The sequence below is a fragment of the Microbacterium sp. BH-3-3-3 genome, from assembly GCF_001792815.1.
In the GTDB taxonomy this organism is placed as follows: Bacteria; Actinomycetota; Actinomycetes; order Actinomycetales; family Microbacteriaceae; genus Microbacterium.
The window spans coordinates 2850876-2877443 of sequence record NZ_CP017674.1; the positions used below are offsets into that span (position 1 = coordinate 2850876).

General features: G+C 71.1%; 30 protein-coding genes. 17 read left to right on the forward strand and 13 right to left on the reverse strand.

All coding sequences use genetic code 11. The annotated features are described in order from the left end of the window. Positions 1-9: 9 nt before the first annotated feature. Positions 10-1449 carry a cytochrome ubiquinol oxidase subunit I gene (locus tag BJP65_RS13140; protein WP_070409432.1) on the reverse strand — a complete coding sequence of 480 codons (1440 nt, stop codon included), beginning with the start codon at positions 1447-1449 and terminating at the stop codon, positions 10-12. 133 nt (positions 1450-1582) lie between these two features. On the opposite strand from BJP65_RS13140, the gene BJP65_RS13145 reads away from it, so the two are divergent. Together BJP65_RS13145 and BJP65_RS13150 are read left to right on the forward strand one after the other, a co-directional pair. Continuing rightward, complete coding sequence (locus BJP65_RS13145; RefSeq protein WP_055838750.1) at positions 1583-2134, forward strand: PadR family transcriptional regulator; 552 nt, start codon at positions 1583-1585, stop codon at positions 2132-2134. A gap of 99 nt (positions 2135-2233) precedes the next feature. Then, complete coding sequence (locus tag BJP65_RS13150; RefSeq protein WP_070409433.1) at positions 2234-2515, forward strand: hypothetical protein; 282 nt, start codon at positions 2234-2236, stop codon at positions 2513-2515. A 22-nt stretch (positions 2516-2537) separates the two neighbouring features. Here the strand turns inward: BJP65_RS13150 and BJP65_RS13155 are convergent, their stop codons facing one another. Together BJP65_RS13155 and BJP65_RS13160 are read right to left on the reverse strand one after the other, a co-directional pair. After that, positions 2538-2873 (reverse strand): heavy-metal-associated domain-containing protein, encoded by a 336-nt coding sequence (locus BJP65_RS13155; protein WP_070409434.1) that lies wholly within the window; start codon positions 2871-2873, stop codon positions 2538-2540. Between the two features lie 11 nt (positions 2874-2884). Next, positions 2885-3166: a metal-sensitive transcriptional regulator gene (locus BJP65_RS13160; protein WP_055838744.1), complete on the reverse strand. Its 282-nt coding sequence runs from the start codon at positions 3164-3166 to the stop codon at positions 2885-2887. 230 nt (positions 3167-3396) lie between these two features. Here BJP65_RS13160 and BJP65_RS13165 point away from each other — a divergent pair, with 230 nt between their 5' ends. Further along, entirely contained in the window at positions 3397-3756 is a 360-nt protein-coding gene (locus tag BJP65_RS13165) for a hypothetical protein (RefSeq protein ID WP_235560572.1), read from the forward strand. 39 nt (positions 3757-3795) lie between these two features. Here the strand turns inward: BJP65_RS13165 and BJP65_RS13170 are convergent, their stop codons facing one another. Next, the gene (locus tag BJP65_RS13170; protein WP_070409435.1) at positions 3796-4488 is read right to left on the reverse strand and encodes an ABC transporter ATP-binding protein; all 693 of its coding nucleotides are present in this window, start codon (positions 4486-4488) and stop codon (positions 3796-3798) included. After that, the gene (locus BJP65_RS13175) at positions 4485-5540 is read right to left on the reverse strand and encodes an ABC transporter permease (protein WP_070409436.1); all 1056 of its coding nucleotides are present in this window, start codon (positions 5538-5540) and stop codon (positions 4485-4487) included. The genes BJP65_RS13170 and BJP65_RS13175 overlap by 4 nt, the downstream gene beginning before the upstream one ends. 145 nt (positions 5541-5685) lie before the next feature. Between BJP65_RS13175 and BJP65_RS13180 the strand changes: the two genes are divergently transcribed. From BJP65_RS13180 to gnd, 4 genes are all read left to right on the forward strand, one after another. Next, entirely contained in the window at positions 5686-6849 is a 1164-nt protein-coding gene (locus BJP65_RS13180) for a sensor histidine kinase (protein ID WP_070410013.1), read from the forward strand. After that, positions 6846-7466: a response regulator transcription factor gene (locus BJP65_RS13185; RefSeq protein ID WP_070409437.1), complete on the forward strand. Its 621-nt coding sequence runs from the start codon at positions 6846-6848 to the stop codon at positions 7464-7466. Before BJP65_RS13180 ends, BJP65_RS13185 begins: the two co-directional genes overlap by 4 nt. A 37-nt stretch (positions 7467-7503) precedes the next feature. Then, entirely contained in the window at positions 7504-8004 is a 501-nt protein-coding gene (locus BJP65_RS13190; RefSeq protein ID WP_055939407.1) for a bifunctional nuclease family protein, read from the forward strand. An 84-nt stretch (positions 8005-8088) separates the two neighbouring features. Then, positions 8089-9150, forward strand: a complete 1062-nt coding sequence (gnd, locus tag BJP65_RS13195) for a phosphogluconate dehydrogenase (NAD(+)-dependent, decarboxylating) (RefSeq protein ID WP_055838724.1) — start codon at positions 8089-8091, stop codon at positions 9148-9150. Positions 9151-9177: 27 nt separating this feature from the next. On the opposite strand, the gene BJP65_RS13200 is transcribed toward gnd, so the two are convergent. Continuing rightward, on the reverse strand, positions 9178-9708 hold the full coding sequence (locus BJP65_RS13200; RefSeq protein WP_070409438.1) for a hypothetical protein: 531 nt from the start codon (positions 9706-9708) through the stop codon (positions 9178-9180). A 194-nt stretch (positions 9709-9902) separates the two neighbouring features. Here BJP65_RS13200 and BJP65_RS13205 point away from each other — a divergent pair, with 194 nt between their 5' ends. After that, complete coding sequence (locus tag BJP65_RS13205) at positions 9903-10469, forward strand: ribonuclease H (protein ID WP_055838717.1); 567 nt, start codon at positions 9903-9905, stop codon at positions 10467-10469. Between the two features lie 121 nt (positions 10470-10590). On the opposite strand, the gene BJP65_RS13210 is transcribed toward BJP65_RS13205, so the two are convergent. Beyond that, entirely contained in the window at positions 10591-12000 is a 1410-nt protein-coding gene (locus BJP65_RS13210) for a hypothetical protein (RefSeq protein WP_070409439.1), read from the reverse strand. A gap of 403 nt (positions 12001-12403) precedes the next feature. On the opposite strand from BJP65_RS13210, the gene BJP65_RS13215 reads away from it, so the two are divergent. Beyond that, positions 12404-12763, forward strand: a complete 360-nt coding sequence (locus BJP65_RS13215; protein ID WP_055838711.1) for a hypothetical protein — start codon at positions 12404-12406, stop codon at positions 12761-12763. A gap of 82 nt (positions 12764-12845) precedes the next feature. Here BJP65_RS13215 and BJP65_RS13220 read toward each other — a convergent pair whose 3' ends face one another. After that, on the reverse strand, positions 12846-13886 hold the full coding sequence (locus BJP65_RS13220; RefSeq protein ID WP_070409440.1) for an LLM class flavin-dependent oxidoreductase: 1041 nt from the start codon (positions 13884-13886) through the stop codon (positions 12846-12848). Between the two features lie 89 nt (positions 13887-13975). Between BJP65_RS13220 and BJP65_RS13225 the strand changes: the two genes are divergently transcribed. Both BJP65_RS13225 and BJP65_RS13230 read left to right on the forward strand, forming a co-directional pair. Then, on the forward strand, positions 13976-14743 hold the full coding sequence (locus BJP65_RS13225) for a hypothetical protein (RefSeq protein WP_070409441.1): 768 nt from the start codon (positions 13976-13978) through the stop codon (positions 14741-14743). 26 nt (positions 14744-14769) lie between these two features. After that, entirely contained in the window at positions 14770-17418 is a 2649-nt protein-coding gene (locus BJP65_RS13230; protein WP_070409442.1) for an RNA helicase, read from the forward strand. Here the strand turns inward: BJP65_RS13230 and BJP65_RS13235 are convergent. Further along, entirely contained in the window at positions 17408-18325 is a 918-nt protein-coding gene (locus tag BJP65_RS13235) for a hypothetical protein (protein ID WP_070409443.1), read from the reverse strand. The genes BJP65_RS13230 and BJP65_RS13235 overlap by 11 nt on opposite strands. A gap of 217 nt (positions 18326-18542) precedes the next feature. On the opposite strand from BJP65_RS13235, the gene BJP65_RS13240 reads away from it, so the two are divergent. Continuing rightward, positions 18543-18896, forward strand: a complete 354-nt coding sequence (locus BJP65_RS13240; RefSeq protein ID WP_070409444.1) for a hypothetical protein — start codon at positions 18543-18545, stop codon at positions 18894-18896. A gap of 71 nt (positions 18897-18967) precedes the next feature. Here the strand turns inward: BJP65_RS13240 and BJP65_RS13245 are convergent, their stop codons facing one another. Next, complete coding sequence (locus BJP65_RS13245; protein ID WP_055938511.1) at positions 18968-19519, reverse strand: Dps family protein; 552 nt, start codon at positions 19517-19519, stop codon at positions 18968-18970. 179 nt (positions 19520-19698) lie between these two features. Here BJP65_RS13245 and BJP65_RS13250 point away from each other — a divergent pair, with 179 nt between their 5' ends. Further along, positions 19699-21507: a glycoside hydrolase family 15 protein gene (locus tag BJP65_RS13250; RefSeq protein WP_070409445.1), complete on the forward strand. Its 1809-nt coding sequence runs from the start codon at positions 19699-19701 to the stop codon at positions 21505-21507. Positions 21508-21560: 53 nt separating this feature from the next. Further along, on the forward strand, positions 21561-22454 hold the full coding sequence (locus BJP65_RS13255; protein WP_055838603.1) for an SDR family oxidoreductase: 894 nt from the start codon (positions 21561-21563) through the stop codon (positions 22452-22454). Between the two features lie 153 nt (positions 22455-22607). Here BJP65_RS13255 and BJP65_RS13260 read toward each other — a convergent pair whose 3' ends face one another. Further along, positions 22608-23117 carry a GNAT family N-acetyltransferase gene (locus BJP65_RS13260; RefSeq protein WP_055839517.1) on the reverse strand — a complete coding sequence of 170 codons (510 nt, stop codon included), beginning with the start codon at positions 23115-23117 and terminating at the stop codon, positions 22608-22610. Between the two features lie 43 nt (positions 23118-23160). On the opposite strand from BJP65_RS13260, the gene BJP65_RS13265 reads away from it, so the two are divergent. Next, positions 23161-24090, forward strand: a complete 930-nt coding sequence (locus tag BJP65_RS13265) for an AraC family transcriptional regulator (protein WP_070409446.1) — start codon at positions 23161-23163, stop codon at positions 24088-24090. A gap of 32 nt (positions 24091-24122) precedes the next feature. Here BJP65_RS13265 and BJP65_RS13270 read toward each other — a convergent pair whose 3' ends face one another. After that, entirely contained in the window at positions 24123-24383 is a 261-nt protein-coding gene (locus BJP65_RS13270) for a hypothetical protein (RefSeq protein ID WP_055938500.1), read from the reverse strand. A 170-nt stretch (positions 24384-24553) separates the two neighbouring features. Here BJP65_RS13270 and BJP65_RS16835 point away from each other — a divergent pair, with 170 nt between their 5' ends. Further along, a complete protein-coding gene (locus BJP65_RS16835; RefSeq protein ID WP_181015936.1) occupies positions 24554-24712 on the forward strand; it encodes a hypothetical protein in 159 nt (52 codons plus the stop codon). 113 nt (positions 24713-24825) lie between these two features. Here the strand turns inward: BJP65_RS16835 and BJP65_RS13275 are convergent, their stop codons facing one another. After that, positions 24826-25830, reverse strand: a complete 1005-nt coding sequence (locus BJP65_RS13275) for an epimerase (RefSeq protein WP_070409447.1) — start codon at positions 25828-25830, stop codon at positions 24826-24828. A gap of 120 nt (positions 25831-25950) precedes the next feature. On the opposite strand from BJP65_RS13275, the gene BJP65_RS13280 reads away from it, so the two are divergent. After that, a complete protein-coding gene (locus tag BJP65_RS13280; protein WP_070410014.1) occupies positions 25951-26553 on the forward strand; it encodes a hypothetical protein in 603 nt (200 codons plus the stop codon). Positions 26554-26568: the final 15 nt, after the last annotated feature.

Here is a 26568-nt window from a genome sequence, read left to right on the forward strand (position 1 = left end):
GAGGGGCTCCTAGTAGACCGTGGTGGGTGTGTTCTCGACGGAGTCGTCGTGCACGGCGTTCGGATCGGGCAGGGGGTCGGGACCCTTCTGCGCGTACTTCTTGATGAGTCCGAACTCGACGACGGCGAGGCTGGCGTACACGAGGGTGAAGGCGACGAGCGAGATGAGCACGCTCCAGCCCGGCACGCTGGGCGAGACGCCGTCCTGCGTGAGCATGAGACCGAACACGATCCAGGGCTGACGGCCCATCTCGGTGAACACCCACCCGACGAGGCTCGCGAGCATCGGCAGGGGAGCGGCCCAGATCGCGACGCGCCACATCCAGGGTGCGACCGGGCGGGTGGCCTTCTTGCGCGTGACCCAGAGGCCCACGACGCTGACCAGCGCGGCGATACCGCCGAGGGCGATCATCCAGCGGAACGCCCAGTAGGTGACCCACAGCACGGGCGCGAAGTTGCCGTCGACCTGGTCGGCGAACTGCGGGAACATCTGCTGGCTGTACAGCGTGTTCAAGTCGTTGATGCCCTCGACGCAGCCGTCGAGCGAGTGCGTCGACAGGATGCTGAGCAGGAACGGCACCCGGATCGAGAACAGCTCGCTCGTGCCGTCGGGGGTGCCGAGCGTGAAGATCGAGAACGAGGCATCCTGACCGCAGACGGTGTGGAACGTCGCCTCGGCGGCGGCCATCTTCATCGGCTGCGTCGCGACCATGACCAGGCTGAGCTGATCGCCGACGACGGCGACGAGGACGAACGACACGAGCGTGGACCACAGGCCGAAACGCAGGGTCTTGCGCATCATGTCGGTGTTCTGGCCGCGGGCCATGTGCCAGGCCGAGATGGCGACGACGATCATGGCGGCGAACATCCAGCCCGCGAAGATCGTGTGCGGGAAGGCCGCGAGGGCGACCGGGTTGGTCAGCAGGGCCCAGAAGTCCACGAGTTCGGCGCGATGCCCCTCGGCGGACATCTGATACCCGACCGGGTTCTGCATGAAGGCGTTGGCGGCGATGATGAAGTACGCCGAGAGGGTGGCGCCGATCGTCGCCATCCAGATGCTGGCGAGGTGGGCGAGGCGGGGGAGCTTGTCCCACCCGAAGATCCAGAGGCCGATGAACGTCGCCTCGAGGAAGAAGGCGAGCAGTCCCTCGAACGCGAGGGGGGCGCCGAACACGTCGCCGACGAAGCGCGAGTACGCCGACCAGTTCATGCCGAACTGGAACTCCTGCACGATCCCCGTCACGACGCCCATGGCGAAGTTGATGAGGAAGATCTTGCCGAAGAAGCGCGTGATGTGCAGCCAACGCACGTCTCCGGTGCGGTACCAGACCGTCTGGAAGATGGCCACGACCAACGACATCCCGAGCGTGAGCGGCACGAAGAGGAAGTGGTACAGGGTCGTCAACCCGAACTGCCAGCGGGCGAGAGCCAGGGGGTCGAGCCACTCCATCAGGAGCCTCCGATCGAACCGGATTGTGTGGTCAGACCACATGCTACGCCGGGCTCCGGAGCGCCGTTCGGGGTTGCCTCGGCGTCGAACCATATACTGAGCAAGTCATTTTCGAGCCCGCCGGGAGGCCGCCGTGTCGGTACGTCAGAGCCTGCTCGCGATCCTCGATCGCGGCGCCTGCTACGGCTCTCAGCTGCGCGCGGAGTACCACCGGCGCACCGGCGCCACGGTCAACGTCGGGCAGGTCTACACGACCCTCGAACGCCTCGAACGCGACGGTCTCGTGGTCGGCCGCGGCCTCGACGACGAGGGGCGCATGCTGTGGGAGCCCACCGAGGCCGGACGCCTCGAAGCGCGCACCTGGCTGTCCACCGCGTCGCAGATCGAGAAGCGCGACGAGGTCGCCCTCAAGATCGCGCTGGCCGTCACCCTTCCCGGCGCCGACGTCGACGGCATCCTCTCGGCTCAGCGCGCGGCTGTGCGGCAGGCGCTCGCCGACCCCGAAGCGCCGAGCGAGACGACGGATGCCGTGTCGGCGGCCATCGTGCGCGCCGCACGACGCGCCCGGCTCGACGCCGACCTGCGCTGGCTGGACGACGTCGAAGAGCTCACGCGCGGGAGCGCTCCGTTCGCGCTATCGGCCGATCGGCCGCGACGCGGTCGGCCCGCGCGCTCCGCGCTCTGACCCGCGAGTATCCCCGTCCGGGCCTTTCGTCAAGCCCGCGGTGCGTCACCGGGTCGCGTCGCAGTCTGGAGGGACGCGGGCGACCCAAGGAGCACTCGCATGGTCATGGAAGCACCTCTCACCAGCCGAGGGTCGACGAAGAAGGCCGCCGCGAACGCCTCTTCGCCCGTCACGCCCCCCGCCCTCACAGAGATCCCGTGGACGCGCATCGACCTCGACCTGTACGAGGTCGCCCGCGACGGGTACATCGTCGGCTACGTCGAGGTCGTCGGAGCGGTCTTCGTGGCCCTGGGCGGCTCGCGCTACGACCGCGCGGTCGAGGTGTCGCAGAACGTCACGTTCCACGCCGCCGTCGACGCGCTGCTGCGGCGCGTGCTCTGACCTCGCCCTCGAGAGAGCGGTCTCAGCGGGCGAGCGTGTAACCCGCCTCGTCGATCGCGGCGGCGAGTTGAGCTTCGTCGACGGCGCCCGTCGAGGCGATGCGCACGAGCGATTCCCCTCCGACGTGCAGCTCGACGTCGACCACCTCGACGCCGTCGAGGGCGGAGAGCTCTTCGGTGACCGCGCGCACGCAGTGGTCGCACGTCATCCCCTCGACGCGCAGGGTGTCGGCGGCCGCCACGGAAGCAGCGGAGACGGCGGAGGCGGCGGGCGCCGACGCGTGTCCGCAGCCGCAGCCCGAGCCGCAGCCGCCCGCGTTCGTCGAGGACAGGCCGAGGTCGAGGCGTCGTTCGGTCATGGGGGTCTCCTTCACGAGCGGACCAGACGCGCGATGGCCTGATTCGCCTCTTTGAGCTTCTCTTCGGCGACGGGGCCGCCCTGTTGGGCCGCCTCGGCGACGCAGTGCGACAGGTGGTCGTCGAGCAGGGACAGGGCGACGTTCTCGAGGGCCTTGGTGACCGCCGACACCTGCGTGAGGATGTCGATGCAGTACTGGTCGTCGTCGACCATGCGGGCGATGCCGCGCACCTGTCCCTCCGCGCGGCGCAGGCGCTTCAGGAGGTCGTCTTTGTGCCCCTCGTATCCGTGCATGTGCCCATGGTACCCCCACGGGGTATGCCTAGCACGGCGTCCCCCGGTGTCAACCCCCTCGGCAGCGAGGCGCGCGTGACGGATCGTCGGTACTCCAGGAGGTCGACATGTTCTCTCGTCGCACCGGTGGTGGTCAGCGATGACCGCCGATCCCTTCCCCACCGGCCCCCACCGTCCCGTGCGCATCCCGCACCTGCCCCCGTTGCGCTCGCAGCGGCGAGAATCGGAAGATGACGAGAACCCTGGCGGCGCTCCCCGGCGCGGCACGGAAGCTGTGTCTCAGCCGAAGAAACGGCGAGATCTGCACCCGTGAGGCCGGCCACCGAGGCCTCCACCACCGCCGTGGTGGGCGCCTGCTGTGGAGCGACCTGCAGGCCGATCCGCCCGAGTGCGCGGGCGCGGGAACCCCGGCCGAGGCCGCCCCTCCGTTGCCCGACGGCTACCCCGGCGGTCGGGCGCTCTGCCCGGTGTGCTGGGCGTTCGTCGATCTCGAGGACGGGCGCCTCGCCCCGCACGATTCCTGGCGCGGAGACGAGAGCCGCGGCGAGGCCGACCGGCGGCGGGAGTGGTTCAACACCGTCGGGTGGTGACCCCCGTGCCTCCTCATCCCCGGCGTCGTGCGCCCACGCTCACACCGGCGACGCCACGAGCGACGCGCGCCCGTCGACCACCTCGACCGTCGCATCCAGCGCACCCGCGTGCACGAGGTCGTGCGTGACGAGCAGCGTGGCCGTGTCGCGTTCGCGGGTGAGACGCGAGAGGAGCGCCATGATCTCGGCGCCTCGAGCGCTGTCGAGGGCGCTCGTCGGCTCGTCGACGAGCAGCACCCGCGGCTCGTGCACGAGGGCACGCGCGATCGCGACGCGCTGACGCTGGCCACCCGAGAGCTGCGCGGGGCGGCGATCGGCGTGGTCGCCGAGGCCGACGGCATCGAGCAGCTCATCGACGCGGCCGCGCACGGCGGCCCGCCGCGCGCGCCGCCCTCGCCCGCCGAGCTCGGCCATCACGCAGAGCTGCTCGCGCGCGGTGAGGGCGGGGAGCAGTTGCGGCTGCTGGAACACGATGCCGATGCGCTCGCGTCGCAGCGCCGTGCGGCCCGCGGCGCTGAGCCCGGTGGCATCCACCCCGTCGACGACCACGCGTCCGGTGTCGGGGCGCGCGAGGGTCGCGGCGAGGGCGAGCAGGCTCGATTTGCCCGACCCCGACGGGCCGGTGATCCCGGTCACGAGCCCGGGGCGCCCCTCGAGCGAGACGTGGTCGACCGCGGTGACGCGGGAGTCGCCGTCGGGGTAGGTGAGGGTGACGTCGTCGAGAAGGATCATCGAGTGCTCCCGAGAGCGGTGAGGGGGTCGGATGCCGTGACGATGCGCAGCGAGACGGCTGCGCCGAGCACGCCGAGCGCGATCATGACGAGCGCGGGGGCGAGGGTGGTCAGCGGACTGAGGACGAAGGGCAGCGCACCGCCCGCGAGCGCACCGAGTGCCGCGGTGAGGCCGATGCCGACTCCGACGCCCGCGACCAGCACGATCAGCGCCTGTCCGAGCGCATCGCGGAGCAGCATCGGGGTGCTCGCCCCCAGCGCCTTCAGCACGGCGACGTCGGCGGCCCGCTGCATCGTCCAGACGGTGAAGAACGCGCCGACCACCAGCGCCGAGACCGCGAACAGCATGGCGATCATGAGGGCGAGCGAGCCGATCTCGGAGCGGAACGTCGGCAGCGCGGTGAGGCTGGCGAGGGGAGTGGATGCCGTTGTGCCGGTGGCGGCCGAGGCGGCCGCCCAGTCGGGCGTCCCCGACACCGCGAGCACGGTCGCGTCGCCCTGCCCGCCCAGCCGGCGGTCGATGTCGGCCCACGCGGCGGGGGTCATCGCGACGACGGGGGAGTGGCTGTACCAGGAATCGCCGGTGACCTCGTCGACGCGGTACGCGGAGCCCGAGATCGTCACGTCGTCGCCCGCGGTGGCGCCGAGCGCTTTCGCCGCCCCCGCCGACAGCACGACGTCGCCGTCGGCGGTCGGCGAGATCCCGGCCGCGTCGAGCCCGAACAGGGCGACGCCGCCGCTGCCGCCCGGCCCCGCGGCGCGGGTCTGCGCGATGCCGACGGGCGTGACCGCCCGCACGCCCGGCGTCGCGGTCCACGCGGCGACGGTGGCGTCGCCGAGGCTCGAATCGGCGAAGGTCGCCGCGGCGCCTCCGGCCGGCTGCAGCACGAGCCGGTCGCCCGGCAGGGCCAGCACCGCCGAGACATTCTGCGCGGCGAGCCCGCCCGTGAGCCCCGAGAGGAAGCCGACGAGCAGGGTGATGAGGGCGACGACCGCCCCGATGAGGGCGAATCGCCCGCGGGCGAACCGAAGATCGCGCCATGCGACGTACACGTCGCCTCCTTCCGCCGGCGGATCTCCCCGGCTCCTTCCACTGTCGCCGCGGCGCGACGGCGGGTCATCGGCGGCCTGGACGAACTCCCTCTCCACCTTTCGGATGATCCGCCCGTGGCGCGGCATCCGTAGCCTGGAGATCGACATGCCCCACCGCACCCTCGCTCCCGTCTTCGCGGGCCTGCGCGCCGGACTCCACGCCCTCTTCGGCGGCCTGCTGGCGCTGGTCGTCGTGCGCGTGCTGCTAACGAACGGGCCGGTGCTCGCCCTGGTCCTGGCCGGGCTGCTCGGCGCGGTGTACCTCTCGGGGCTCTGGCTCGCACGGGGTGGGCGCTCCCGCGCCGCCGTCGTGTGGCTGGCGGCCCTCACCGTCGTCTGGGCGGCGCTGGTCTGGCTCGTCCCCGAGGCGGCCTACCTCGTCTTCCCGCTGTTCTTCCTCTACCTGCACCTTCTGCCGGGCGTCGCGGGACCCCTCGCCGTCATCGGCACTACGGCGCTGACGATCGCGGCCTTCGCCGTGCACGGCGGCCTCACCGTCGGCGGCGTGGTCGGACCCGTCGTCGGAGCCGGAGTCGCTCTGCTGATCGGCCTCGGCTACTCGGCACTCGAGCGGCGCGCGGCCGAACGCGAGGCCCTCATGGCCGAGCTGCTGGCGACCCGCGACCGGCTGGCCGCCGCCGAGCGCGAGCAGGGCACTCTCGCCGAGCGCGCCCGCCTGGCGCGCGAACTGCACGACACGGTCGCCCAGGGGCTCTCGAGCATCCAGATGCTGCTGCACGCCGCCGAGCGAGCCGATGCCGAGGGTCCGGGCATCGCGCACGTGCGCCTCGCGCGCCAGACCGCGGCCGACGGCCTGGCCGAGACGCGGCGTTTCATCCGCGAGCTCGCGCCGCCGAGCCTCGACCGGGGACTCGGCTCCGCCCTCGAGCGTCTCGCCGCCGGCTGGGGCGCCCGCGAGCACATCCCCGTCGACGTCGATGTGGATGCCGCGGTGTCCCTGCCGATGGACGCGCAGACGGCGCTCCTGCGCATCGCCCAGGGCGCTCTCGCCAACGTCGCCCAGCACGCCCGCGCCCACCGGGTCGGCATCCGACTGAGCGGCGACCGGGGGACCGCGCGTCTGACGATCACCGACGACGGGGAGGGGTTTGATCCGCGCGGCGCCGAGGACGCGGCATCCAGAACCGACTCGTTCGGCCTGCGCGCCATGGGCGAGCGGGTCGACCAGCTCGACGGGCGACTCGACGTCGACAGCATCGCGGGCTCCGGAACGACGATCACCGTGACGCTGCCGGGGGCGACGCCGTGATCCGCGTGCTCATCGCCGACGACCACCCCGTGGTGCGCGCGGGCGTGCGGGCGCTGCTCGATGCCGAGAGCGACATCGACGTGGTGGGCGAGGCCGCCACGGCCGACGAGTCCGTCGCCCTGGCCGACACCCTCGCTCCCGAACTCGTGCTGATGGACCTGCAGTTCGGCGACCGCGCGGCCGGTGCCGACGCGACACGGCGGATCCGCGCGCTCGCCGCACCCCCGTACGTGCTCGTGCTGACCAACTACGACACCGACGGCGACATCCTCGGCGCCGTCGAAGCGGGGGCCAGCGGCTACCTGCTCAAAGACGCCCCTCCCCACGAACTGCTCGCCGGTGTGCGAGCCGCGGCCGCCGGCCAGAGCGCCGTGGCCCCCGCGATCGCCGGGCGCCTGCTGGCGCGACTGCGCGAACCCCGCGTGACGCTGTCGGTGCGTGAGATCGAGGTGCTCCGACTCGTCGCGCGCGGGGCCTCCAACGCCGACGTGGCCGCGCACCTGCACATCACCGACGCCACGGTGAAGTCCCATCTCGCGCACGTGTTCTCGAAGCTGGGCGTCTCGTCGCGCACCGCCGCGGTCTCGAGGGCGCGAGCCCTCGGCATCGTGCGCTGACCGGGTTCGCCGCGTCGCGGCACGTACGATGGGCGACATGATCCGGGTGCGTGTGGTCGGTGTGGCCCTCGACCCGGCCCAGCAGCACGTCATCCTGTTGAAGCCGGTCGACACCGCCACCGACGGCGACCTGGTGCTGCCGGTGTGGATCGGCGCCCAAGAGGCGATGTCGATCCTCGTCGCGATCGAGGGCACCGGGAGTCCCCGTCCCCTCGCGCACGACCTGACCACGGCCATGCTCGGCGAGCTGTCGGCCTCGGTCGAGCGCGTCGAGGTCACGCACCTCGACGCGGGCACGTTCCACGCCCGCGTGCTGCTCGCGACGCCCGCGGGACCGCGCACCTTCGACGCCCGCCCGTCGGATGCCATCGCGCTCGCCGCCCGTTCCGGCGGGTCGATCTGGGTGGCCGCCGATGTGCTCGCCGAGGCCGGCGTGCCCGACGACGCGGTCGAGATCGAGCCGTCCGCCGAGGACGACCGGGTCGAGGAGTTCCGCCGATTCCTCGACGACGTCGACCCCGACGATTTCCAGGGCTGACACATCGACCGAGCGGCGCCGGGCGCTCCTAGACTCGCGGAGGGGCCGCCCGCGCGGCCGTGATCCACGAGGAACGGGGAACCAATGCAACTCGCCATGGTCGGGCTCGGACGAATGGGCGCCAACATCGTCCGCAGGCTCATGAAAGACGGTCACGACTGCGTCGTGTTCGACGTGAATCAGGATGCCGTGGCCGCCCTCGTGGCCGAGGGGGCGACCGGCGCCACCAGCATCGCCGACCTCGCCTCGAAGCTGACCAAGCCCCGTGCCGTCTGGCTGATGATCCCCGCCGGCCTCACCGGCTCGGTCGTCGACCAGGTCGCCGAGGTCTTCGAGCCCGGCGACATCATCATCGACGGCGGCAACTCGAACTACCGCGACGACGTGCGTCGCGCCGCCAAGCTGAACGACTCCGGCATCCACTACGTCGACGTCGGCACCAGCGGCGGCGTCTTCGGGCTCGAGCGCGGCTATTGCCTCATGGTCGGCGGCCACGACGAGGCCGTCGCGCACCTCGAGCCGGTGCTGCGCACCATCGCCCCGGGACCGGGCGAGGTCGAGCGCACGCCCGGCCGCACCGGCGACTTCTCGACCGAGGAGCGCGGCTACCTCCACTGCGGGCCCTCGGGCGCCGGGCACTTCGTCAAGATGGTCCACAACGGCATCGAGTACGGCATCATGGCCGCGCTCGCCGAGGGCCTGAACGTGCTGAACAACGCCGACGCCGGGTTGCACCAGGGGGAGCACTCCGCCGAGGTGGCGCCGCTGGAGGAGCCCGAGTTCTACCAGTTCGACATCGACACCGCCCGCGTCACCGAGCTGTGGCGTCGAGGCTCGGTCATCTCGTCGTGGTTGCTCGACCTCACCTCGGCCGCTCTCACGCAGAACCCCACGCTCGACGGCCTGGCCGGCCGCGTCTCGGATTCGGGTGAGGGCCGCTGGACGGTCAAGGCGGCCGTCGACACCGGCGTTCCCGTGCCGGTGCTCGCCGCGTCGCTGTTCGAGCGTTTCGCCTCGCGGGGCGAGGACCACTTCGCCAACCAGGTGCTCTCGGCGATGCGTCTGCAGTTCGGCGGGCACCAGGAGCTCCCCGCCGGCGACGTGCTCGAGGCGGGCCAGAAGAAGGCCGAGAGCGGAACGAACTGACCCGCTTCGCCTGGTCAGCGGGCCGGGTCAGCGGGTCAGCGTGATCTGACAGATGTGCAGGCCCTCGCCGTCGGTCCAGACCTCGACGGCGGGGGCGACGCACGGCCCGCTCTCGGCGGTGAGCAACTGCACCGCGCCCTCTTCGTACTGCGCGTACGGACCCACGGTTCCGCGGACCGGGGTGGAGATCCCCGAGGGGAGCGTCCCGGTCGTCGCGAGGGCCTCCATGAGCGGCACGCTCGCGGTCTCGGTGTAGTGCGACGCCGCGTCGTAGTCGCGGCAGTTGGCCGTGTCGTCGGCGCCGACGGGGAACCCCGTGCCGAGGCAGTAGCCGCCGACCGGCATGTTGGGGAGGGAGCCGTTCTCGGTGCGGTACTTCTCGAAGACCTCCTGCCACTGCACGAGGCGCCCCGTGGCCTCGGCGTTCGGATCGGACTGCTGCGCCGACAGGAACCACGCCAGAAAGGCGAGTGCGCCGACGACGAGGACTCCTCCGACGGCCAGCGCGGTGACGGCGGCGGGGTGAAGGCGGGCGGAGGACTTCGTGGGCGTCGACATGGAGCGGACTTTCTCGAGGGACGCCGCAGCGCCGAGCGGGGGAGGAACGACCGGTGTAGGTTGCCACGCGGGCACGATCGACCCTCGCGACGGATGCGCCATCGCGCGCGGTATCGCCCGCGGGTTCACCTGCCGGTTCATCCGTTCGCCGTGCGGGGGACAGACGCGTCGCCGGCGCGGGGGAGACTAGAGGGATGAGCAGTTCCGCGTCGTCCTCGTCCTCCGACCGTTACGTCGTCGCCACCGACGGCGCGTGCAAGGGCAATCCCGGCCCGGCCGGCTGGGCGTGGGTCGGCGAAGACGGCCACTGGGCGGCCGGATCCATCCCCGAGGGGACCAACAACATCGGCGAGCTGCTGGGCCTGCTGCACGCGATCACCGACCACACCGACGTGCGGGAGCTCGTCGTGCAGGCCGACTCGAAGTATGCGATCGACACGTACTCGTCGTGGATGGACGGCCACCGGCGACGCGGCTGGGTCACGAGCGCGAAGAAGCCGGTGGCCAACCGCTCGATCCTCGAGGCCCTCATCGTCGCGCGTGACGCCCGACGCGAGGCGGGCATGCCCGACGTCGTCCTCGAACACGTCCGCGGTCACAGCGGGCACGTGCTCAACTCCTGGGCCGACGAGCGCGCGGTGCGCGCGTCGCAGCACGCCGCGAAGGGTGAGGAACTCGTCTGGACGTCGCTGCGCGGCCTCGACCGCCTCGAAGTCTCATCGGCGCCGCCCCGCTCGGCGGCCGATCGCAACGGGCGCTGACGCCCCACTCTCCCGATCCGGCCACAGAACCGTTCCGGCCGCGAGGGGTCTTCGGCGTTCACCCGCCAGGCGCGGCGCCGGGGCGCGGGTCAGGGCACGGGCGTGTCCGGGCGGGCCGCCGTCAGAACGACTTCGCGGCCAGCGACGGAACCTTCGCGATCTGGGTCTTGAGCACCTTCTCGCCCGCGAAGAGGGTGTCGCCGGACAGGTCGCCGAAGGCGAAGGGCGCGCGCATGTGCCAGATCGAGGCACCCGTGCACCACCGTGATCGCAGCGGTGCCCGCAGCACCGAGGCGTACAGCAGAGCTTGGACGTCGTGGTTCGCCGCCCCCGTGGGAGGGGTGCTGCCCTCTTGCTGCGCGAGCCCGTCGACCCTCGGCTGCGCCCCGACCTCGGTGATGAGGAAGGGCATGCGCAGCTGGTCGCAGACGGCTTCGAGCTTGCCGAGGTGGTCGTCGGTTCGTCCGCCCGCTCCGCGCCACCCGGCGACGAGTTCGTCGACGGTGATGTTGGGGGCGTCGGGGGTGTAGACCTTGTCGGTCAGGCGGATCCACGAGTTGATGCCGAACACGTCGAGAAGCTGCGCCATGTGCGGGGTCTTCTGGGGCAGCCAGTAGGTGTACAGAAGGAACAGCTCGAGGGTCGTGAACGCCGCGGTGAGCTTGATGGCGGGGTGAGCGGCGCGCACCTTCGCCAGCATCGGCACCCACCGCCCGTACTCTTCGGCGGTGGTCTGCGACGGCTGTTCGCACGCCACCGACAGGTACTCCACGTCGTTGTCGGTGCACAGCTGCGCGAAGTGCGACAGCTGGTCGGCCCAGCTGTCGAAGAAGGCGTCGACCGAGGCCGGGGTGTAGTTCGCGCGGTAGAAGCTGTCGCCGTCCTTCACCGTGGCGATGTGCGGCTTGACGAGGGTGATGCGCACACCGCGGTCCTTCGCCAGCGCGAAGACGGCGTCGATGCGTTCGTCGGAGACGCGGGTGAAGGTCGTCGAGTCGGGGTCGGGGATGTAGCAGAGGATGACGAGCGTCGCGTTGGCGCCGAGCGCGGCGATGCGGTCGAGTTCGCGCGCGGTGACCTTGAGCGGCGTCGTCGCATCGAGGCTGAGCGAGATGCTCAGATCGCGCTTGATCTCGCCGACCGCGCCCGCGAAGGCCTGTCGGCGGCGGTTGTCGCCGTGGCGCACCTCGACCTCGAAGGCGTACGGTCCGGTGTCGGTGAGCCTGCCCGCCAGGGTCGATCCCGCGATGGCGAGACCGGCCGGCAGAACGCCGCGGGTCACCGCGATCGTCGCGTCGTCGGCGGGCGACAGCGAGCGTCGCACCGTATCCCAGACGTGCAGGTCGAGATCCTTCGTCGACGGGGTCGTCGCGTTCGCCGTCGGGTTCGGGGAGTGCGTGGCGCCCGAGGCGGAGGGCGTCGGGGCATCGGGTGCCCCGTGCGTCATCACCTTCGCCGCGGCGACCGATCCGGCGCCGAGTCCGATGATGCCGAGCGCCCCGAAGAGCACGCTGCGTCGTGTCAGCTCCACGCGGGCTCCCCTCTCGATGCGATGGCGTCGTCGACCGATGAAGGGGTGGTGCGTGCGCGCGGTTCGGCTCGCGCGACTCCCCGGCTTCCAGGGTACGGGGCAGGGCGGTCCCAACCCCCGTCCCTCGACGAGTTCCGGGCCGACTCACGTGGATTCTGCGGGGAGGACTCCGCGTCGAAGACGCACCCACCCCCGCCGCGGCGGGCCGAACTCCTGAGAAATGGGAGGCCGAGGCCGACTCCGCCGCGAATCGACGCGCCGCGCGCTGCGCCGCCGTCGCGATTCTCAGGAGTTCGGCCCGCACCGGCACGGCAACCCGGCCCGGCAACCCGGCCCGGCAACCCGTGGTTACGCTGGAACGACCCGCCGGCGCACCGACACCGGCGTGGCAGAAAGAGCTCCGATGTCTTCCCGCACCACGACCGTCCGTTCCCTCCGCACCGCGTCGCTGGCCATCGCCGGCATCGGGGCGTCGATCTCGATGGGATCGCTCGGATCGTGGTGGACACCGGTGATCCTGCTCATCGCCACCGCCGGGGCGCTGCTGGTGATCTGGCGCACCGACGGCGCCCTGGTGGGATCGCGAGCCGTCGTGCCCGTGCTCATCGTCGTCGTCGCCCTGACCGCGGCGGGCCTGCTCGCGCTCACCGGTGCGCTGCCGTCGGCGTGGATGTGGGCGGCGCTCGGCGCCTACGCCGTCGCCTGGGGCGAGTACCTCGTGTCGCAGACCATCGCGCGCTCCCGCGGCGTGACCGCGCGCTGAGCGGCCCGTCCCGCGCGCGCAGAAACGTCGAAGGGCCCGGATGCCGTGATCGTGGCATCCGGGCCCTTCGGCGTCGCTGAGGTCAGACGCGGGCTGCGGCCGTGGTCGGCTGCCAGCCCAGGGCCGGAGCGACGTGACGAGCGAAGTTCTCGACCAGCCGCAGGTTGAACTCGACGCCCATCTGCGACGGGATCGTCAGCATGAGCGTGTCGGCGCTCATGACGGCGGCGTCGTTCTGAAGCTGCTCGATGAGCTTCTCAGGGGGCGCGGCGTAGGTCTTGCCGAAGGTCGAGCGCATGCCATCGATGACGCCGATCTGGTCGGAGCCCGCCGAGCCGCCGAAGTACATCTCGTCTTCGGCGGTGACGATCGGGAAGATGCTGCGGCTGACCGAGGTGCGGGGCTCACCGGCGTGGCCGGCCTCGCGCCAGGCGGCGCGGAACGCGTCGAGCTGCTGAGCCTGCAGGATGTCGAAGGGCGTGCCGTCGGCCTCGGTGAGCAGGGTCGACGACATCAGGTTCACACCGATGCGCCCAGCCCACTCGGCCGTGGCCGTCGTGCCGGCACCCCACCAGATGCGCTTGCGCAGCCCGGGGGAGTGCGGCTCGATGCGCTGCAGACCCGTGCCGCCACCGAAGGGGCTGTGCGGGTCGCGCTCGGCGAGACCCTCGCCGTCGATCGCGCGCAGGAACAGGTCGAAGTGCTCGCGGGCGATGTCGCCGCCACGGGGGTCGTCCGACCCCGTGTAGCCGAAGGCCTCGTAGCCGCGCACGACCGTCTCGGGTGAGCCGCGGCTCACACCCAGCGCGAGCCGGTTCGCGCTGATCAGGTCGACGGATGCCGCCTCCTCGGCGAGCATGAGCGGGTTCTCGTAGCGCATGTCGATGACGCCGGTACCCACCTCGATCCGAGAGGTGCGGGCGGCGATCGCGGCGAGCAGCGGCATGGGGGCCGCCTGCTGACGGGCGAAATGGTGCACGCGGAACGAGATGCCGTTGACGCCGAGGTCGTCCATACCCTGGGCGAGGTCGATCGCCTGGAGCATCGAGTCACCGGCGGTCAGGTGGTGCCCGCCGCCGAGGGGACCGTAATGGCCGAAGGAGAGGGTGCCGAAAGAACGCATGCGTGAGAGAACGCACCGGCGCCTGATCTATTCCCTCGCATGTATCAAGGGGTGGCCTCGGTGCGCTGCGGGTGTGGAAGCATTCAGGCATGGACGACGAGGTGCAGGACGAGCTGCGACGTCTGCGGGCGCGGGCGTACGGTCCGGGGGCCGACATCGCCGACGATCCCGTGGCCGTCGCGCGTCTGCGCGAACTCGAGGAGCTCGACCGGACGCGACAGCACACGACGCTTCCGTCCGACGCCGTCGTCGAGGGCGGTGCCGAGGCGGAACGGACGGGTGTCGCGGCATCCGCAGGGCTCGACGACCTCGACTCGCCCGACATCGACCAGACACCGCGGCCCCCGCTCCTTCGTACGCGGCGGCGTGTGTGGGTGGCCGCCGTCGGCGTCGCGGCCGTCGTGGTGGCGGCTAGCGCGCTCACCGCCGTCGGCATGTCGTTCACGACCGTCGAGCGCACGCCGGGCATCGCGCAGACCGACGCGCTGACGCCCGCCCCCGACCTCGATCCCGCGGCGGTCGGCTACCTCGGGTTCGATCCCGAGCAGTCGCGGGGCTTCGAGGACTACTACGGGCTGACGGCGTTCGCGGGGCCGACGCAGATCGACTCCGAGGGCAATCGGGCCGACTGTCTGCTCATCTCCGACACCGCCGATGTGGCAGACTCCGGCGGCGCTCTCCGCTCGAACGCGGGCGTGCGGTTCGGGGGCTGTGCGGCGGGGCTCTTCCCGGCGACGGCGGAGTTCATCGTGAACTCCACGTTCCCCGAGCAGTTCCGCGCCCGTTATCCGGTGGGCACGGCGGTGCAGTTCGTGCTCGACGGCGACGACGTCGGAGTCTTCTCCGACGCGGGCTGACGCCCCACGGATGAGAGGGTGGGGGAGTGACCCCCCTCCTCGAACTCGTGCCCGTCGGTGCCGACCCGGATGCCGTCTACCTGGGCTTCGTCGACTGGGCGGTCGCGCGCGGCCTGACGCTGTACCCCGCGCAAGACGAAGCGGTCATGGAGATCGTGTCGGGTGCGAACGTGATCCTGTCGACCCCGACCGGCACGGGCAAATCCCTGGTCGCGGTCGCCGCCCACGCGGCATCCCTCGCCCGGGGCGGCCGCACCTATTACACGGCGCCGATCAAGGCGCTCGTGAGCGAGAAGTTCTTCGCGCTGGTCGACATCTTCGGGGCCGAGAACGTCGGCATGGTCACGGGCGACTCGTCGGTCAATGCCGATGCGCCGATCATCTGCTGCACGGCCGAGATCCTCGCGAACCTGGCGCTGCGCCAGGGCGCCGACGCGATCCCCACGGCCTCTCCAGACGGCGCTGGCGCGCCGTCTGGAGCCTCGGGCCGCGTGGGCCCAGTCGACCAGGTCGTGATGGACGAGTTCCACTACTACGGCGAGGCCGATCGCGGCTGGGCCTGGCAGGTGCCGCTGCTGCTGCTTCCGCGGGCGCAGTTCATCCTCATGTCGGCGACCCTCGGCGACGTCACCGAGATCGCCGAAGACCTCTCGCGACGTACCGGCCGGCCCACCGCCCGGGTGACCGGCGCCGAGCGTCCGGTGCCGCTGCACTTCGAGTACGCGCGCACACCCGTGCACGAGACGGTGCAAGAGCTGCTCGACACGAAGCAGGCGCCCATCTATATCGTGCACTTCTCGCAGGCGGCGGCGATGGAGCGGGCGCAGGCGCTGTCGTCGATCCGCATCATCGGGCGCGAGCAGCGCGACGAGATCGCCGAGGCGATCGGCGGGTTCCGCTTCACCACCGGCTTCGGCAAGACCCTGTCGCGTTACGTCCGCGCCGGCATCGGCGTGCACCACGCCGGCATGCTGCCGCGTTACCGCCGCCTGGTCGAGACGCTCGCGCAGCGGGGGCTGCTGCGCGTCATCTGCGGCACCGACACCCTCGGCGTCGGCATCAACGTGCCGATCCGCACCGTCATGATGACGGCGCTCACCAAGTACGACGGTCAGCGCATGCGCCAGCTGACCGCTCGAGAGTTCCACCAGATCTCGGGCCGCGCGGGCCGCGCCGGGTACGACACCGCGGGCACGGTCGTGATCATGGCGCCCGACCACGAGATCGAGAACGCCGCGCAGATCCTCAAGGCCGGCGACGACCTGAAGAAGCAGAAGAAGATCGTGCGCAAGAAGGCGCCGCAGGGCTTCGTGAACTGGACCGAGCAGAGCTACGACCGCCTGGTGGTCGCCGAGCCCGAGCCGCTGCAGCCGCAGATGAAGCTCAGCGCCGCGATGCTCATCAACGTCATCGCGCGCGGCGGCGACGTGTTCGCCAACGTGCGCTCGCTGGTGTTCGACAACCACGAGCCCCGCGCCCGCCAGTACGAGCTCGCCCGCCGGGCCCTGGCGATCTTCCGCACGCTGGTGCAGGCGGGTGTGGCCGAGGTCATCCCGCGCGAGTCGCCGGATTTCGTCGCTTCAGACGGCTCCGAAGCGACGATTTCCGGCGACTCGCGCATCCGGCTCACGGTCGAGCTGCAGGCGAACTTCGCGCTCAACCAGCCTCTGTCTCCCTTCGCGCTCGCCGCGATCGAGATGCTCGACCCCGAGGTCGAGCTCGGACGGGGACCGGATGCCACGGCTGCCAGTGACAGCGTGGGCACCGGCCACTACGCGCTCGACGTCGTCAGTGTCATCGAGGCGACCCTCGACGACCCGCGTCCGATCCTGTCGCAGCAGCAGTTCCGCGCGCGCGGCGAAGCGGTGGCCGCGATGAAGCGCGAGGGCATCGAGTACGACGAGCGCATGGAGCTGCTCGAGGAGATCACCTGGCCCAAGCCGCTCGACGAGCTGCTCGCGCAGGCGTACGAGGTGTTCGCGTCGAGCCAGCCCTGGATCCGTGACTTCGAGCTGTCGCCGAAGTCGGTCGTGCGCGACATGTTCGAGCGGGCGTGCTCGTTCGGCGAGTACGTCTCGCTGTACCAGCTGGCCCGCAGCGAGGGGCTGGTGCTGCGCTACCTCAGCGACGCCTATCGAGCGATCCGTCAGACCGTGCCGGTCGACGCGCAGACGCCCGACCTGCTCGATCTCATCGCCTGGCTCGGCGAGCTCGTCCGTCAGGTCGACTCGAGCCTGGTCGACGAGTGGGAGCAGCTCATCAACCCCGCCGCCGACCCCGATGCGCCGGTCGTGCCGCCGGCGCCGCCGTCGATCCTCACCAACCGGCGGGCGTTCGTCGTGCTGGTGCGCAACGAGATGTTCCGTCGCGTGCAGCTCGCCGCGCTCCAACGCGACGACGAGCTCGTCGAACTCGACCCCGACATCGACTGGCCCACCGTGCTCGACCGCTACTTCGACGAGCACGACTCGATCGGCACCGGGGGAGCGGCGCGCTCCTCGGCGCTCGTCGAGATCGACGAGTCGGGGGCCTCCGACGGCGTGTGGCGCGTCGAGCAGACGATCGACGACCCCGCGGGCGACCACGACTGGCGCATCCGCGCCGAGGTCGACCTCGCGGCCTCCGAGGAAGAGGGCACGGCGATCGTGCGGGTCACCGAGGTTCTCAGGCTGTAGCGGCGGTGCGTCGGCGCGCCATCATCCGACGCAGGACGAGGCCGACGACCGCGACGGCGATCGTCACCCCGATCGAGCGCAGGCCCAGTTCGGGTTGGGTGAGGGCCGAGACGAAGACGTTCACGCCGTAATCGGCCATTTCGGGGAGGTCGGAGGCGAGCACCCGGGTGCCGGCGGCGGAGGCGAGAGCCGTCGCGAGGGGTGGGACCACCCAGACGAGCGCGAGCCCGACCACCCCGGCCACCACCCGCCCCACCGTGTCGACGCCCGTCCACGCGATCGCCGCCCCCACGAGCACCGGGCCGAGGAAGAAGGTCAGGGGCAGGACGGCCGCGAAGGGCGCCTCGGCGCCGAAGGGCAACGTCATCCACGCGCCGACCCACATGCCCGTCGCCAGCGCGCCGATCGAGAGGGCGACCCCCGCACCCGCGCGGGGAGCCGTCGACGCCAATGACGCCACGAACAGCGAGACCACGAACGCGAGCACGGCCACCGCGGTGAGCAGCACCAGGTACACGATCGATTCGAAGCGCTCCTGGAGCACGTTCCACGTCGCGAGCGCGGTCTGGACGATCGCGACGAGCTGGACGACCGCGAGCCCGCCGACCGTCGCGAGCCCGCGTAGAACCCCCGGACGCGAGCGTTGCGCGCGAGCGATGATGCCGGCAGCGGCCCCACCGACCACCAGCAGCACGATGATCGTCGTGATCTCGTACTGGCTGTACGGCAGCAGCACGAACGGCCCCAGCCGCGACACATCGTCGGTGTCCTCCAGGTTCTGCAGCGGGAGGAACGGTCCGCTCGTCAGCCAGGGGAGCAGCCCCACGACCGCGCCGAGCGCCCCGAAGAGCAGGAACCACGCGACCCTCCGTCGCGGGGGAACGTCGAGCGTCGGATCGGTCGTCATCAGGGTCCCCGTCCCCCGGCGATCCGCCGGACGCTCCGACGCTATCGGAGAGGGGGGGCGGGGACCTCTGTCGTGCGCGTCATCGAGTCGCTGCAGCTTCCACGGCTTCTCCCCCGGCCAGGGGCGGGTGAACTTCTCCGCCGATCACCGATCGAGGCTGTCGACGGCCGCGCGCACGCGGGTACCCTGTCGACACGCACACCCCGGAAGGACCACCGTGAACCTCGACGCGGCTCAAGCCCTCATCGCCGTCGGGGCCTTCTTCCTGACCTTCGCCGCCGCGATCCTCAGCGGGATGAAGTGGATGCTGGACCGCGTCGAGTGGCGCACCGAACAGAATTTCGCTCAGGTGGACCAGCGCTTGGGCCGCATCGAATCGCGCATGGAGCGCGCCGAGACACGGATGGAGAGGGCTGACGCCCGCTTCGACGAACGCATGGTGCTGATCGACGCGCGAGAACACCGGGTCGACGCGCGTCTGCGCTCGATCGACGGCAACATCGCCGAGATCAAGGCCTCCGTGTCGCGTCTCGAGGGACCGCACTCGCTGTTCCTGATCGCCCGCGGCTGAACGCCCGCACGCGAAAACGCCGGATGCCGAGGCCCCGACGAGGCCTCGGCATCCGGTGTGTACGTCGTCGTTCAGCTGCGGGCGACGCGGTTCTCCGCGCTGACCATCCACGACAGCTGCTCGAGGCGCTCGAGGATCGAGTGCAGGATGTCGGCGCTCGTGGGGTCTTCGTCGTCGACGTCGTCGTGCACCTCGCGGACGGTGCCGACGGTGGCGTCGAGGCGCTCCGTGATCAGGTCCACGACCTCCGAGGTGTCGACCTCGCCCTGGGGGAACTCGGGGAGGGTCGTGGTCTCGGCGATGGTGTCGCTGCGGCCGTCGGGAAGAGCGTGCAGGGCACGCATGCGCTCGGCGACGGTGTCGCTGAACTCGCGTGCCGCGTCGATGATCTCGTCGAGCTGCAGGTGGGTGTCGCGGAAGTTCTTGCCGACGACGTTCCAGTGCGCCTGCTTGCCCTGGATCGACAGCTCGATCAGGTCGATGAGCACGCGCTGAAGGTTGTCGGTGAGCTCCTCCGAGGCCTGGAAGCCGCTCTCGGCGTTCTGCTCTTCGGTGGTTTCGGGGCCGTTGCCGCCGCGGGCGGGGCGACGGCGGTTCTTGGTGGTCTCCTGGGTGGCGGACATGCGCCTTCCTTTCACTCGCGGTCGGTAGCGACGTTAGGCGCTTCGTCGGCGGGCGCGGCGGGGGTTGCGAGCCTTCGCACAGCGGGGTAGCTGCCGACGCGTGGGTCGGCGCCGTAGCCGCTCCCCTCGGAATGGACAACCCCGGCCTCGCCTCACCGCGCCGTTCTTAGCGTGGAGACGTGCCCCACACACCCCCTGCTCCGTCTCGCCCCCTCCGCGACTACGCCGCGATCGGTGACGGTCGGACGGTCGCTCTGATCGGTCTCGACGGATCGGTGGACTGGCTGCCGCTCCCGAACATCCACTCGCGCCCCGTGTTCGCGCGACTCGTCGACGAATCGGCCGGCGGGTGCATCGAACTCGCTCCGGTGGAGGAGTACGAGGTCACCCGGCGTTACCTGCCGCACACGAACGTGCTCGAGACGACCTTCACGACCGCGTCGGGGGTGGCCACCGTGACCGACGCCATGGTCACGGGCATCGCCGGACGCCTCCCGTGGGCCGAGCTCGCGCGGCGCGTCGACGGGGTGAAGGGCGAGGTCGAGTTCGCCTGGTGCGTACAGCCCGGCACCATGCTGCGCTCCGCCGCCCCGTGGACCGAACGCATCGACGGCTTCTCGATCATGCGCATCGGACACGTCTCGCTCGCCGTTGTCGGCCATGAGCACGGTCTGCATGGCGACCCGGATGCCGGCAACGAGAGCATCGACGGCGCGTTCACGACGTCGAAGGGCTCGCGCCATCTGCTCGTGATCGCCGCGACCGAGGGGGAGCCGCTGCGCATCCCCGACGCGAAGAACGTCGACCGCGGCATCGACCGCACCGTCGACGGGTGGACGACGTGGTCCGACGAGTTCTCGTACGAGGGACCCTGGGCCGAAGACGTGCAGCGCAGCGCCCTCGCGCTGAAGCTGCTGTTGTTCAGCCCCACCGGGGCGATCGCGGCGGCGGCGACGACGTCGCTCCCCGAGAACCCCCGCGGGGGCAAGAACTGGGACTACCGCTACGCCTGGGTGCGCGATCTCGCCTACACGGCGCACGCCTGGGTGGGTTTCGGTCTGCGCGAGGAGACGCACGCGGCCATCTCGTGGCTGCTGCGCACGATCCGCAAGAACGGTCCCGAGGTGCAGGTGATGTACACCCTCGACGGCGAGGCCGAGATCGGGCTCGAGAAGCACGACGTGCCGGGCTGGAACGGCAACCAACCGGTCGTGACCGGGAACCCCGCGCAGGGGCAGCTGCAGCTCGGCGTATACGGCGACCTGATCGCCCTGTGCCGCACCTACGTCGAGGCGGGGAACCGTCTCGACATCCAGACCGGACGCCTGCTCGCCGACGTCGCCGACCGCACGTGCGACCTGTGGCGCCGCGAGGACTCGGGCATGTGGGAGCTCCCGGAGCTGCGTCACTACACCTCGTCGAAGATGGGCTGCTGGAAGGCCCTCGACGACGCCCAGTGGCTCGCGGCCGGCGGACACATCCCCGACAACGCCGACCGGTGGCGCGCGGAGCGCGACCGCATCCACCGCTGGGTCGAAGAGCACTGCTGGTCGGAGGAGCTCGAGGCCTACACGCTCGCCCCCGGAAGCTCCGATCTCGACGCGTCGGTGCTGCTGCACGCCCCCACCGGCTTCGACCGGGGCGAGCGCATGTCGAAGACCCTGGATGCCATCACCGAACGTCTCACGACGGAGAACCACCTCGTCTACCGGTACACCGGCATGGACCAGGAGGAGCAGACGTTCGTCGCCTGCGCCTTCTGGCGGGCCACGGCGCTCGCCTGCGTCGGCCGCCACGACGAGGCGGTCGAGGCGATGGACGCTCTCGTCGCCCAGGGGAACGACGTCGGCATCTACTCCGAGATGATCGCCGAATCGGACGGGGCGTTCTGGGGCAACCTCCCGCAGGCGCTCAGTCACCTGGCCCTCATCAACGCCGCGCTCGTCATCCGCGAACTCGTGGATGCCGCCGAGCTCTCCGGCCGCTGATCCTCTGCCGCGACGTCTCGTCTCGGCATCCATCCCCCATGAAAGGACTCGCCATGAGCACGCAGTACACGTTCACCGATCCCACGAAGCTCTACGCCGACATCGAGCCCCAGGCGCAGGACCAGCCCGAGCCCGGCCTCGATGCCGAGCTGACCCCGAAGGCCGCGCTCGGCGAGGACACCTACGTCGGCAGCGAGCGGCTGAAGGGCCGCAAGGCGCTGATCACCGGAGCCGACTCGGGGATCGGCGCGGCCACCGCGATCGCGTTCGCCCGCGAGGGAGCCTCGGTGGCGATGTCGTACCTGCCGGAGGAGAAGGTGGATGCCGACCGCATCGCCGGAATCCTTCGTGAGGCCGGCGCGACCGTCGTGCAGATCCCCGGCGACCTGCGCGAGCGCGAGTACGCCCGCACGCTGGTCAAGGAAGCGGTCGAGGGCCTCGGCGGCCTCGACATCGTCGTCAACAACGGCGGCAAGCAGATCTTCAACGAAGACCTGACGACGCTGGACGACGAGCAGTTCGACGACACGTTCAAGACCAACGTCTACGCGATGTTCTGGATCTGCAAGGAGGCCATCCCGCACCTGCCCGCGGGTTCGGCCATCATCAACACCACGTCGATCCAGGCGTACTCGCCCGCGCCGATCCTCGTCGACTACGCCTCGACCAAGTCGACCATCAACACCTTCACCAAGGCCCTCGGTCAGCAGCTCGCGCCCAAGGGCATCCGCGTGAACGCCGTGGCACCCGGCCCGATCTGGACGCCGCTGCAGGTGACCGACGGTCAGCCGAACGAGAAGGTCGACGAGTTCGGCGAGGAGACCCCGCTCGGACGCATGGGCCAGCCCGCCGAGCTCGCCCCCGCGTACGTGTACCTCGCCTCGGCGGAGTCGAGCTACGTCATCGGCGAGACGCTCAACGTCAACGGCGGCATGCCGACGCCGTAAGCGTGACGCGCAGAAGGGGCCGTCGTCCGGGATCGGGCGGCGGCCCCTTCGTCTGCGGTGCGCCACCCCCCCTGTTGAGTGTCCGACACACGCCGCGTTCGCGGTCGGCACTGCGGCGTGTCGTGGACACTCAACAGGGGGGTGGCGTCCTGATCAGGCGGTGAGCGGCTTGCGGTAGAAGATCTCGCCGTCGGCGGTGGTCTCGGTGCGGTGATACCCCTCGCGCTCGTACAGACGCTGGTTGGCTTCACTCAGGCCGCCGGTGAAGAGCTCCGCCTCGGTGGCGCCGGCTTCGCGTCCGCGCTGCTCGACCGCTGCCAGCAGCAACGTTCCGAGACCGGCGCCCTGCTGATCGGGGGCGATCGCGAGGCGCCCGATGAGCAGCAGTTCCCCGTCACGGCGTGCGCGGACGGCGCCGACGATCCGGTGTCCGTCGACGGCGACGCAGCCGAGGTTCTCGACCAGCTCGGCTTCGAGCTCGGGCAGGGTCTGCGTGAGCGGAGGCATGTCGGGATCGCCGTAGATGAGCGCTTCGCTCGCGAAGGCGGCGCGCTGGATCGTGAGCACCTCTCCGGCGTCGTCGGGATGGATGGGGCGCACAGCGGGCGAGTCGGCCACGGGTGTCTCTCCTGGTGAGTCGGGGTGAGGGGGGTTAACTATCATGGGCATGAGCGGTCCGTTTTCCAGCGGTTCGCCGTCCTCGCCTATGAACGATTTCTTCGACTCGCGCGTCCGCACCGATGACGTGGCCGACACGCAGGCCTGGCTGCAAGAGCAGTACGGGCGGGTCGACGTGCTCGCCGAGAGGGCCTCGATCGCGGAGCACGCGGTCGGTGATGCGGCGTTCGCTCTGCGACACCTGACCTGGGACTGCCGGGCCGAGATCGTCTACGAGGCGGATCGGTTCTACTTCGCCACCTCGAATCCCGGGTTCTCGTGGACCATCGGCTCCGAATCCGGCGACTACAGCGTGGAGCCCGGCATCGTGCAGCCCGGTCGCGAACTCATCGGGCGACCGATCGACACGACGGTGCAGCTCGTGGCCTTCGACGCCGAGTGGCTGAGCGAGACGGCCCGCACGATCTACGGCGACGAGACGCTCGTGGCCCGGTTCGCCGGCACGGGACCGGTGTCGCGGCGCCTGGGCGAGTACTGGCTCGCGACGCTGCGGTGGTCGCTGACGCAGGTCCCCCTGCTGGCGGAGCCTCTCGTGCGGGCGCACGTGCGACGCGCCCTCGCCGCGGCGACGCTCGAGGCGTTCCCGCTCGTGGGCGACGCACGCGAGCGGCGGGCATCGGCCCTCGAGCAGGCGACGATCTACACCGCCGCGACGTCGTGGATCGACGATCACGCGTCGTTGCCGGTGACGGTCGACGACGCGGCGCGTGCCGTCGGCACGTCTGCCACCGGTCTGCGTCGCGCATTCGCGGCCAACGGGCAACTTGCGTCCTCTCCCGAGGAGTACCTGTCCGCGGCGCGTCTGAGCGCGGCTCACGCCGACCTCCTCGACGCCGACGCGGGATGTGCGTCGGTCGCGGAGGTCGCCGCCCGATGGGGTTTCGCCGACCCGGACGCCTTCGTGCGGTCGTACGTCGAGGTGTATCGCGTCGCACCGCAGCGCACGCTCGAGCGGTGATCGCCGGGTGCTGACCGAGGGACTCTGATCGCTCAGCGGTCGCGGTCGGTGTACTCGCCGGGGTTGTCGAGGTCTTCGTGCGCCTCGTCGCCGCTCGGCAGCTCGACGTCGGTGTAGGCGCCGGCCTCGTCGGTGCGGGGGCGCGACTCGCTCCCGTCGGCGTTCTCGCGGTCGACGTACTCGCCGGGCGCGTCGGCGCTCCCGCGGTCGTCGTCTCCGCCGGGCAGCTGCACGTCGGTGTACTCGCCTTCTTCGGGTCCGGTGCCGTGTCCGTTGACGTCGCGCTCAGTCATGTCCGCCTCCTGGGGGTCGTGATGACAGCGACGCTAGTCCGCGGATGCCGGGGGCGCAGCGGTCTTGACACGGCTTCCGCCGCGCAGCCCGCACGGCGCCACCCGTGCGGTGCCGCCCGCACGGTGTCAAGGGCGCAGACGAGGGGGCGTCGACCCGGCAGAGTGGGACCATGCCCGCTCTCGCCATCATCCTCGTCATCGTCGGTCTCGTGCTCCTCTTCCTCGGCATCTTCGTCGAGGCCGTGAAGTTCCTGCTCTGGATCGGCGTGATCATCCTGATCATCGGTGTGATCGCCGCGCTCATGCGGTTCATCCGTCGCCAGGTCTGACCGTTCGTCCCCACCCCCGGATCCGACCGAGGTCGGAGCGATCCGAAGCCGTCCCCCGTGTGCCGCACCGACGTGCGTCACGCGGCCGGGGCGGCCTTTCGCGTGAGGCCGGCTCAGGCCGAGAACAGGTCGCGACCGCGCGGGGGGCGCAGGGCCGCCACCGCCTCGAGCGCCGGGGCCAGCTCGGGATAGCGGAAGACGTAGCCCGCCTCGGTCAGCACGCGGGGCACCGCCCACCGGCTCTTCAGCACGAGTTCGGGCTCGTTGCGCAGCAGCGCCATCGCCGGATCGAGCATCCACCGGAAAGCGGGCAGGCCGATCGGCGCCCGCGCGATGCGCCGGAGCTCTCGCATGAGGGTGCGGTTGTCGCTCACGGCGGGCGCGGCCAGGTTGACCGGACCGACGATGTCGTCGCGGTCGCGCAGGAATCGCACGGATGCCACGACGTCATCGATGTGGATCCAGCTGAAGCGCTGGTGGCCCGAGGTGCGGTGCCAGCTCGACCACGGGCGCCCCGTGGGGCGCGCGCCGATTCCGCGGTATCGGCGGTGGGGGAACCACCAGCTGTCGATCTGCGGGCCGCTCAGCCCGAGTCGGGCGAGGGCGAACAGCATGCGGGTCGCGGGACCGTCTCCGAGCACGATCGCCATGCGCAACGCCACCCGGCGCGTGCGGGGCAGTTCTCCCTCGAAGAACGCGCGTTCCCAGCTCGTGGCCACATCGACCGAGAACCCCTCGCCGATCTCGCCGTCGACCTCGTCGTGGCCGTGCTCGGTGGCGTGGCGGTAGATCGTCGCGGTCGAGGCGTTCATCCACACCGCGGGTGGATGGGCGGCGTGCGCGACGGCGGAGTGCAGGGCACGGGTGGTGTCGACGCGAGAGCGCAGGATCTCGTCACGGTTCGCGTCGGTGTACCGGCACGACACGATCTTGCCCGCCAGGTTCACCAGGACGTCGGCGCCGTCGACGACCCGCGCCACGGCGGCCGGATCGGCCCAGGTCGCGGTGCCGGTGCGGCCGATCGTGTCGACGTCGTAGCCGTCGTCTCGGAACGCGGCGACCAGCGCTCCGCCGACGAATCCGCTCGCTCCGGCGATTACGGCGCGGGGTCGGGGCACGGCATCCTCCTGGGTCGGGTGGCCTCAGCCTAGGGGCGGGGGCGTGCTGATCGCCCTCCTGTTGCTCGACACCGATGGAGTGCGCGGAACGCGCGGGGAACCCCTGCCACAATGGAGGCCATGCGACGACGGGCACGGGGCGCACGCGTCGCGCGCGGGGGCGTCGCTGCATCGATCGCCACCTTCGTCGCGTTGCTCTCGCACGTGACCGGCGGGGGAGCCGTGCCCGGCTGGATCGGTGTCGTCGTTCCGCTCGCGCTGTCGTTCGTCGCCTGCACGGTCCTGGCCGGCCGACGGCTCTCGGCCTGGCGTCTGAGCGCGGCCGTCGTCGTCAGCCAGCTGCTGTTCCACGCGCTGTTCGTGCTCGGCAGCTACGACCTCGGCGCGGCCGGCCACGTGCACGGGGCCGTCTTCCCGGCGGTCGCCGCGGATCCGGTGGGCGCCGCCCTGACGCCGGATGCCACGATGTGGCTCTGGCACGCGCTCGCCGCCGCCGTCACCTCGCTGGCGTTGCACCGCGCGGAACGCACCCTGGGGGTGCTGCGTGCGCTCGCGGGCCGCGCGGTCGAGGGACTGCGTGCGCGCGTGCGCGTGATGGCGGCGACGTTCGGGCCCGTGTCGGCGCGCCATCGCGTTGCGGTCGTGGTCGCCGTCGTGCGCCCGACCTCGGTGCTGCTCGCCGCGAGCGCGAGGCGTCGCGGGCCGCCGGTCTCGGCATCCTGACCCTGCTCCGCGTCA

Bases quoted from the DNA above. Each gene is read 5' to 3' on its own strand.
- BJP65_RS13220 (WP_070409440.1), bottom strand. From the start codon at position 13,886: ATGCGTTCTTTCGGCACCCTCTCCTTCGGCCATTACGGTCCCCTCGGC.
- BJP65_RS13190 (WP_055939407.1), top strand. From the start codon at position 7,504: ATGATCCGGGTGCGTGTGGTCGGTGTGGCCCTCGACCCGGCCCAGCAG.
- BJP65_RS13255 (WP_055838603.1), top strand. From the start codon at position 21,561: ATGAGCACGCAGTACACGTTCACCGATCCCACGAAGCTCTACGCCGAC.
- BJP65_RS13225 (WP_070409441.1), top strand. From the start codon at position 13,976: ATGGACGACGAGGTGCAGGACGAGCTGCGACGTCTGCGGGCGCGGGCG.
- BJP65_RS13235 (WP_070409443.1), bottom strand. From the start codon at position 18,325: ATGACGACCGATCCGACGCTCGACGTTCCCCCGCGACGGAGGGTCGCG.
- BJP65_RS13205 (WP_055838717.1), top strand. From the start codon at position 9,903: ATGAGCAGTTCCGCGTCGTCCTCGTCCTCCGACCGTTACGTCGTCGCC.
- BJP65_RS13270 (WP_055938500.1), bottom strand. From the start codon at position 24,383: ATGACTGAGCGCGACGTCAACGGACACGGCACCGGACCCGAAGAAGGC.
- gnd (WP_055838724.1), top strand. From the start codon at position 8,089: ATGCAACTCGCCATGGTCGGGCTCGGACGAATGGGCGCCAACATCGTC.
- BJP65_RS13155 (WP_070409434.1), bottom strand. From the start codon at position 2,873: ATGACCGAACGACGCCTCGACCTCGGCCTGTCCTCGACGAACGCGGGC.
- BJP65_RS16835 (WP_181015936.1), top strand. From the start codon at position 24,554: ATGCCCGCTCTCGCCATCATCCTCGTCATCGTCGGTCTCGTGCTCCTC.
- BJP65_RS13140 (WP_070409432.1), bottom strand. From the start codon at position 1,449: ATGGAGTGGCTCGACCCCCTGGCTCTCGCCCGCTGGCAGTTCGGGTTG.
- BJP65_RS13160 (WP_055838744.1), bottom strand. From the start codon at position 3,166: ATGCACGGATACGAGGGGCACAAAGACGACCTCCTGAAGCGCCTGCGC.
- BJP65_RS13265 (WP_070409446.1), top strand. From the start codon at position 23,161: ATGAACGATTTCTTCGACTCGCGCGTCCGCACCGATGACGTGGCCGAC.
- BJP65_RS13165 (WP_235560572.1), top strand. From the start codon at position 3,397: ATGACGAGAACCCTGGCGGCGCTCCCCGGCGCGGCACGGAAGCTGTGT.
- BJP65_RS13180 (WP_070410013.1), top strand. From the start codon at position 5,686: ATGCCCCACCGCACCCTCGCTCCCGTCTTCGCGGGCCTGCGCGCCGGA.
- BJP65_RS13280 (WP_070410014.1), top strand. From the start codon at position 25,951: ATGCGACGACGGGCACGGGGCGCACGCGTCGCGCGCGGGGGCGTCGCT.
- BJP65_RS13150 (WP_070409433.1), top strand. From the start codon at position 2,234: ATGGTCATGGAAGCACCTCTCACCAGCCGAGGGTCGACGAAGAAGGCC.
- BJP65_RS13260 (WP_055839517.1), bottom strand. From the start codon at position 23,117: ATGATAGTTAACCCCCCTCACCCCGACTCACCAGGAGAGACACCCGTG.
- BJP65_RS13245 (WP_055938511.1), bottom strand. From the start codon at position 19,519: ATGTCCGCCACCCAGGAGACCACCAAGAACCGCCGTCGCCCCGCCCGC.
- BJP65_RS13200 (WP_070409438.1), bottom strand. From the start codon at position 9,708: ATGTCGACGCCCACGAAGTCCTCCGCCCGCCTTCACCCCGCCGCCGTC.
- BJP65_RS13215 (WP_055838711.1), top strand. From the start codon at position 12,404: ATGTCTTCCCGCACCACGACCGTCCGTTCCCTCCGCACCGCGTCGCTG.
- BJP65_RS13170 (WP_070409435.1), bottom strand. From the start codon at position 4,488: ATGATCCTTCTCGACGACGTCACCCTCACCTACCCCGACGGCGACTCC.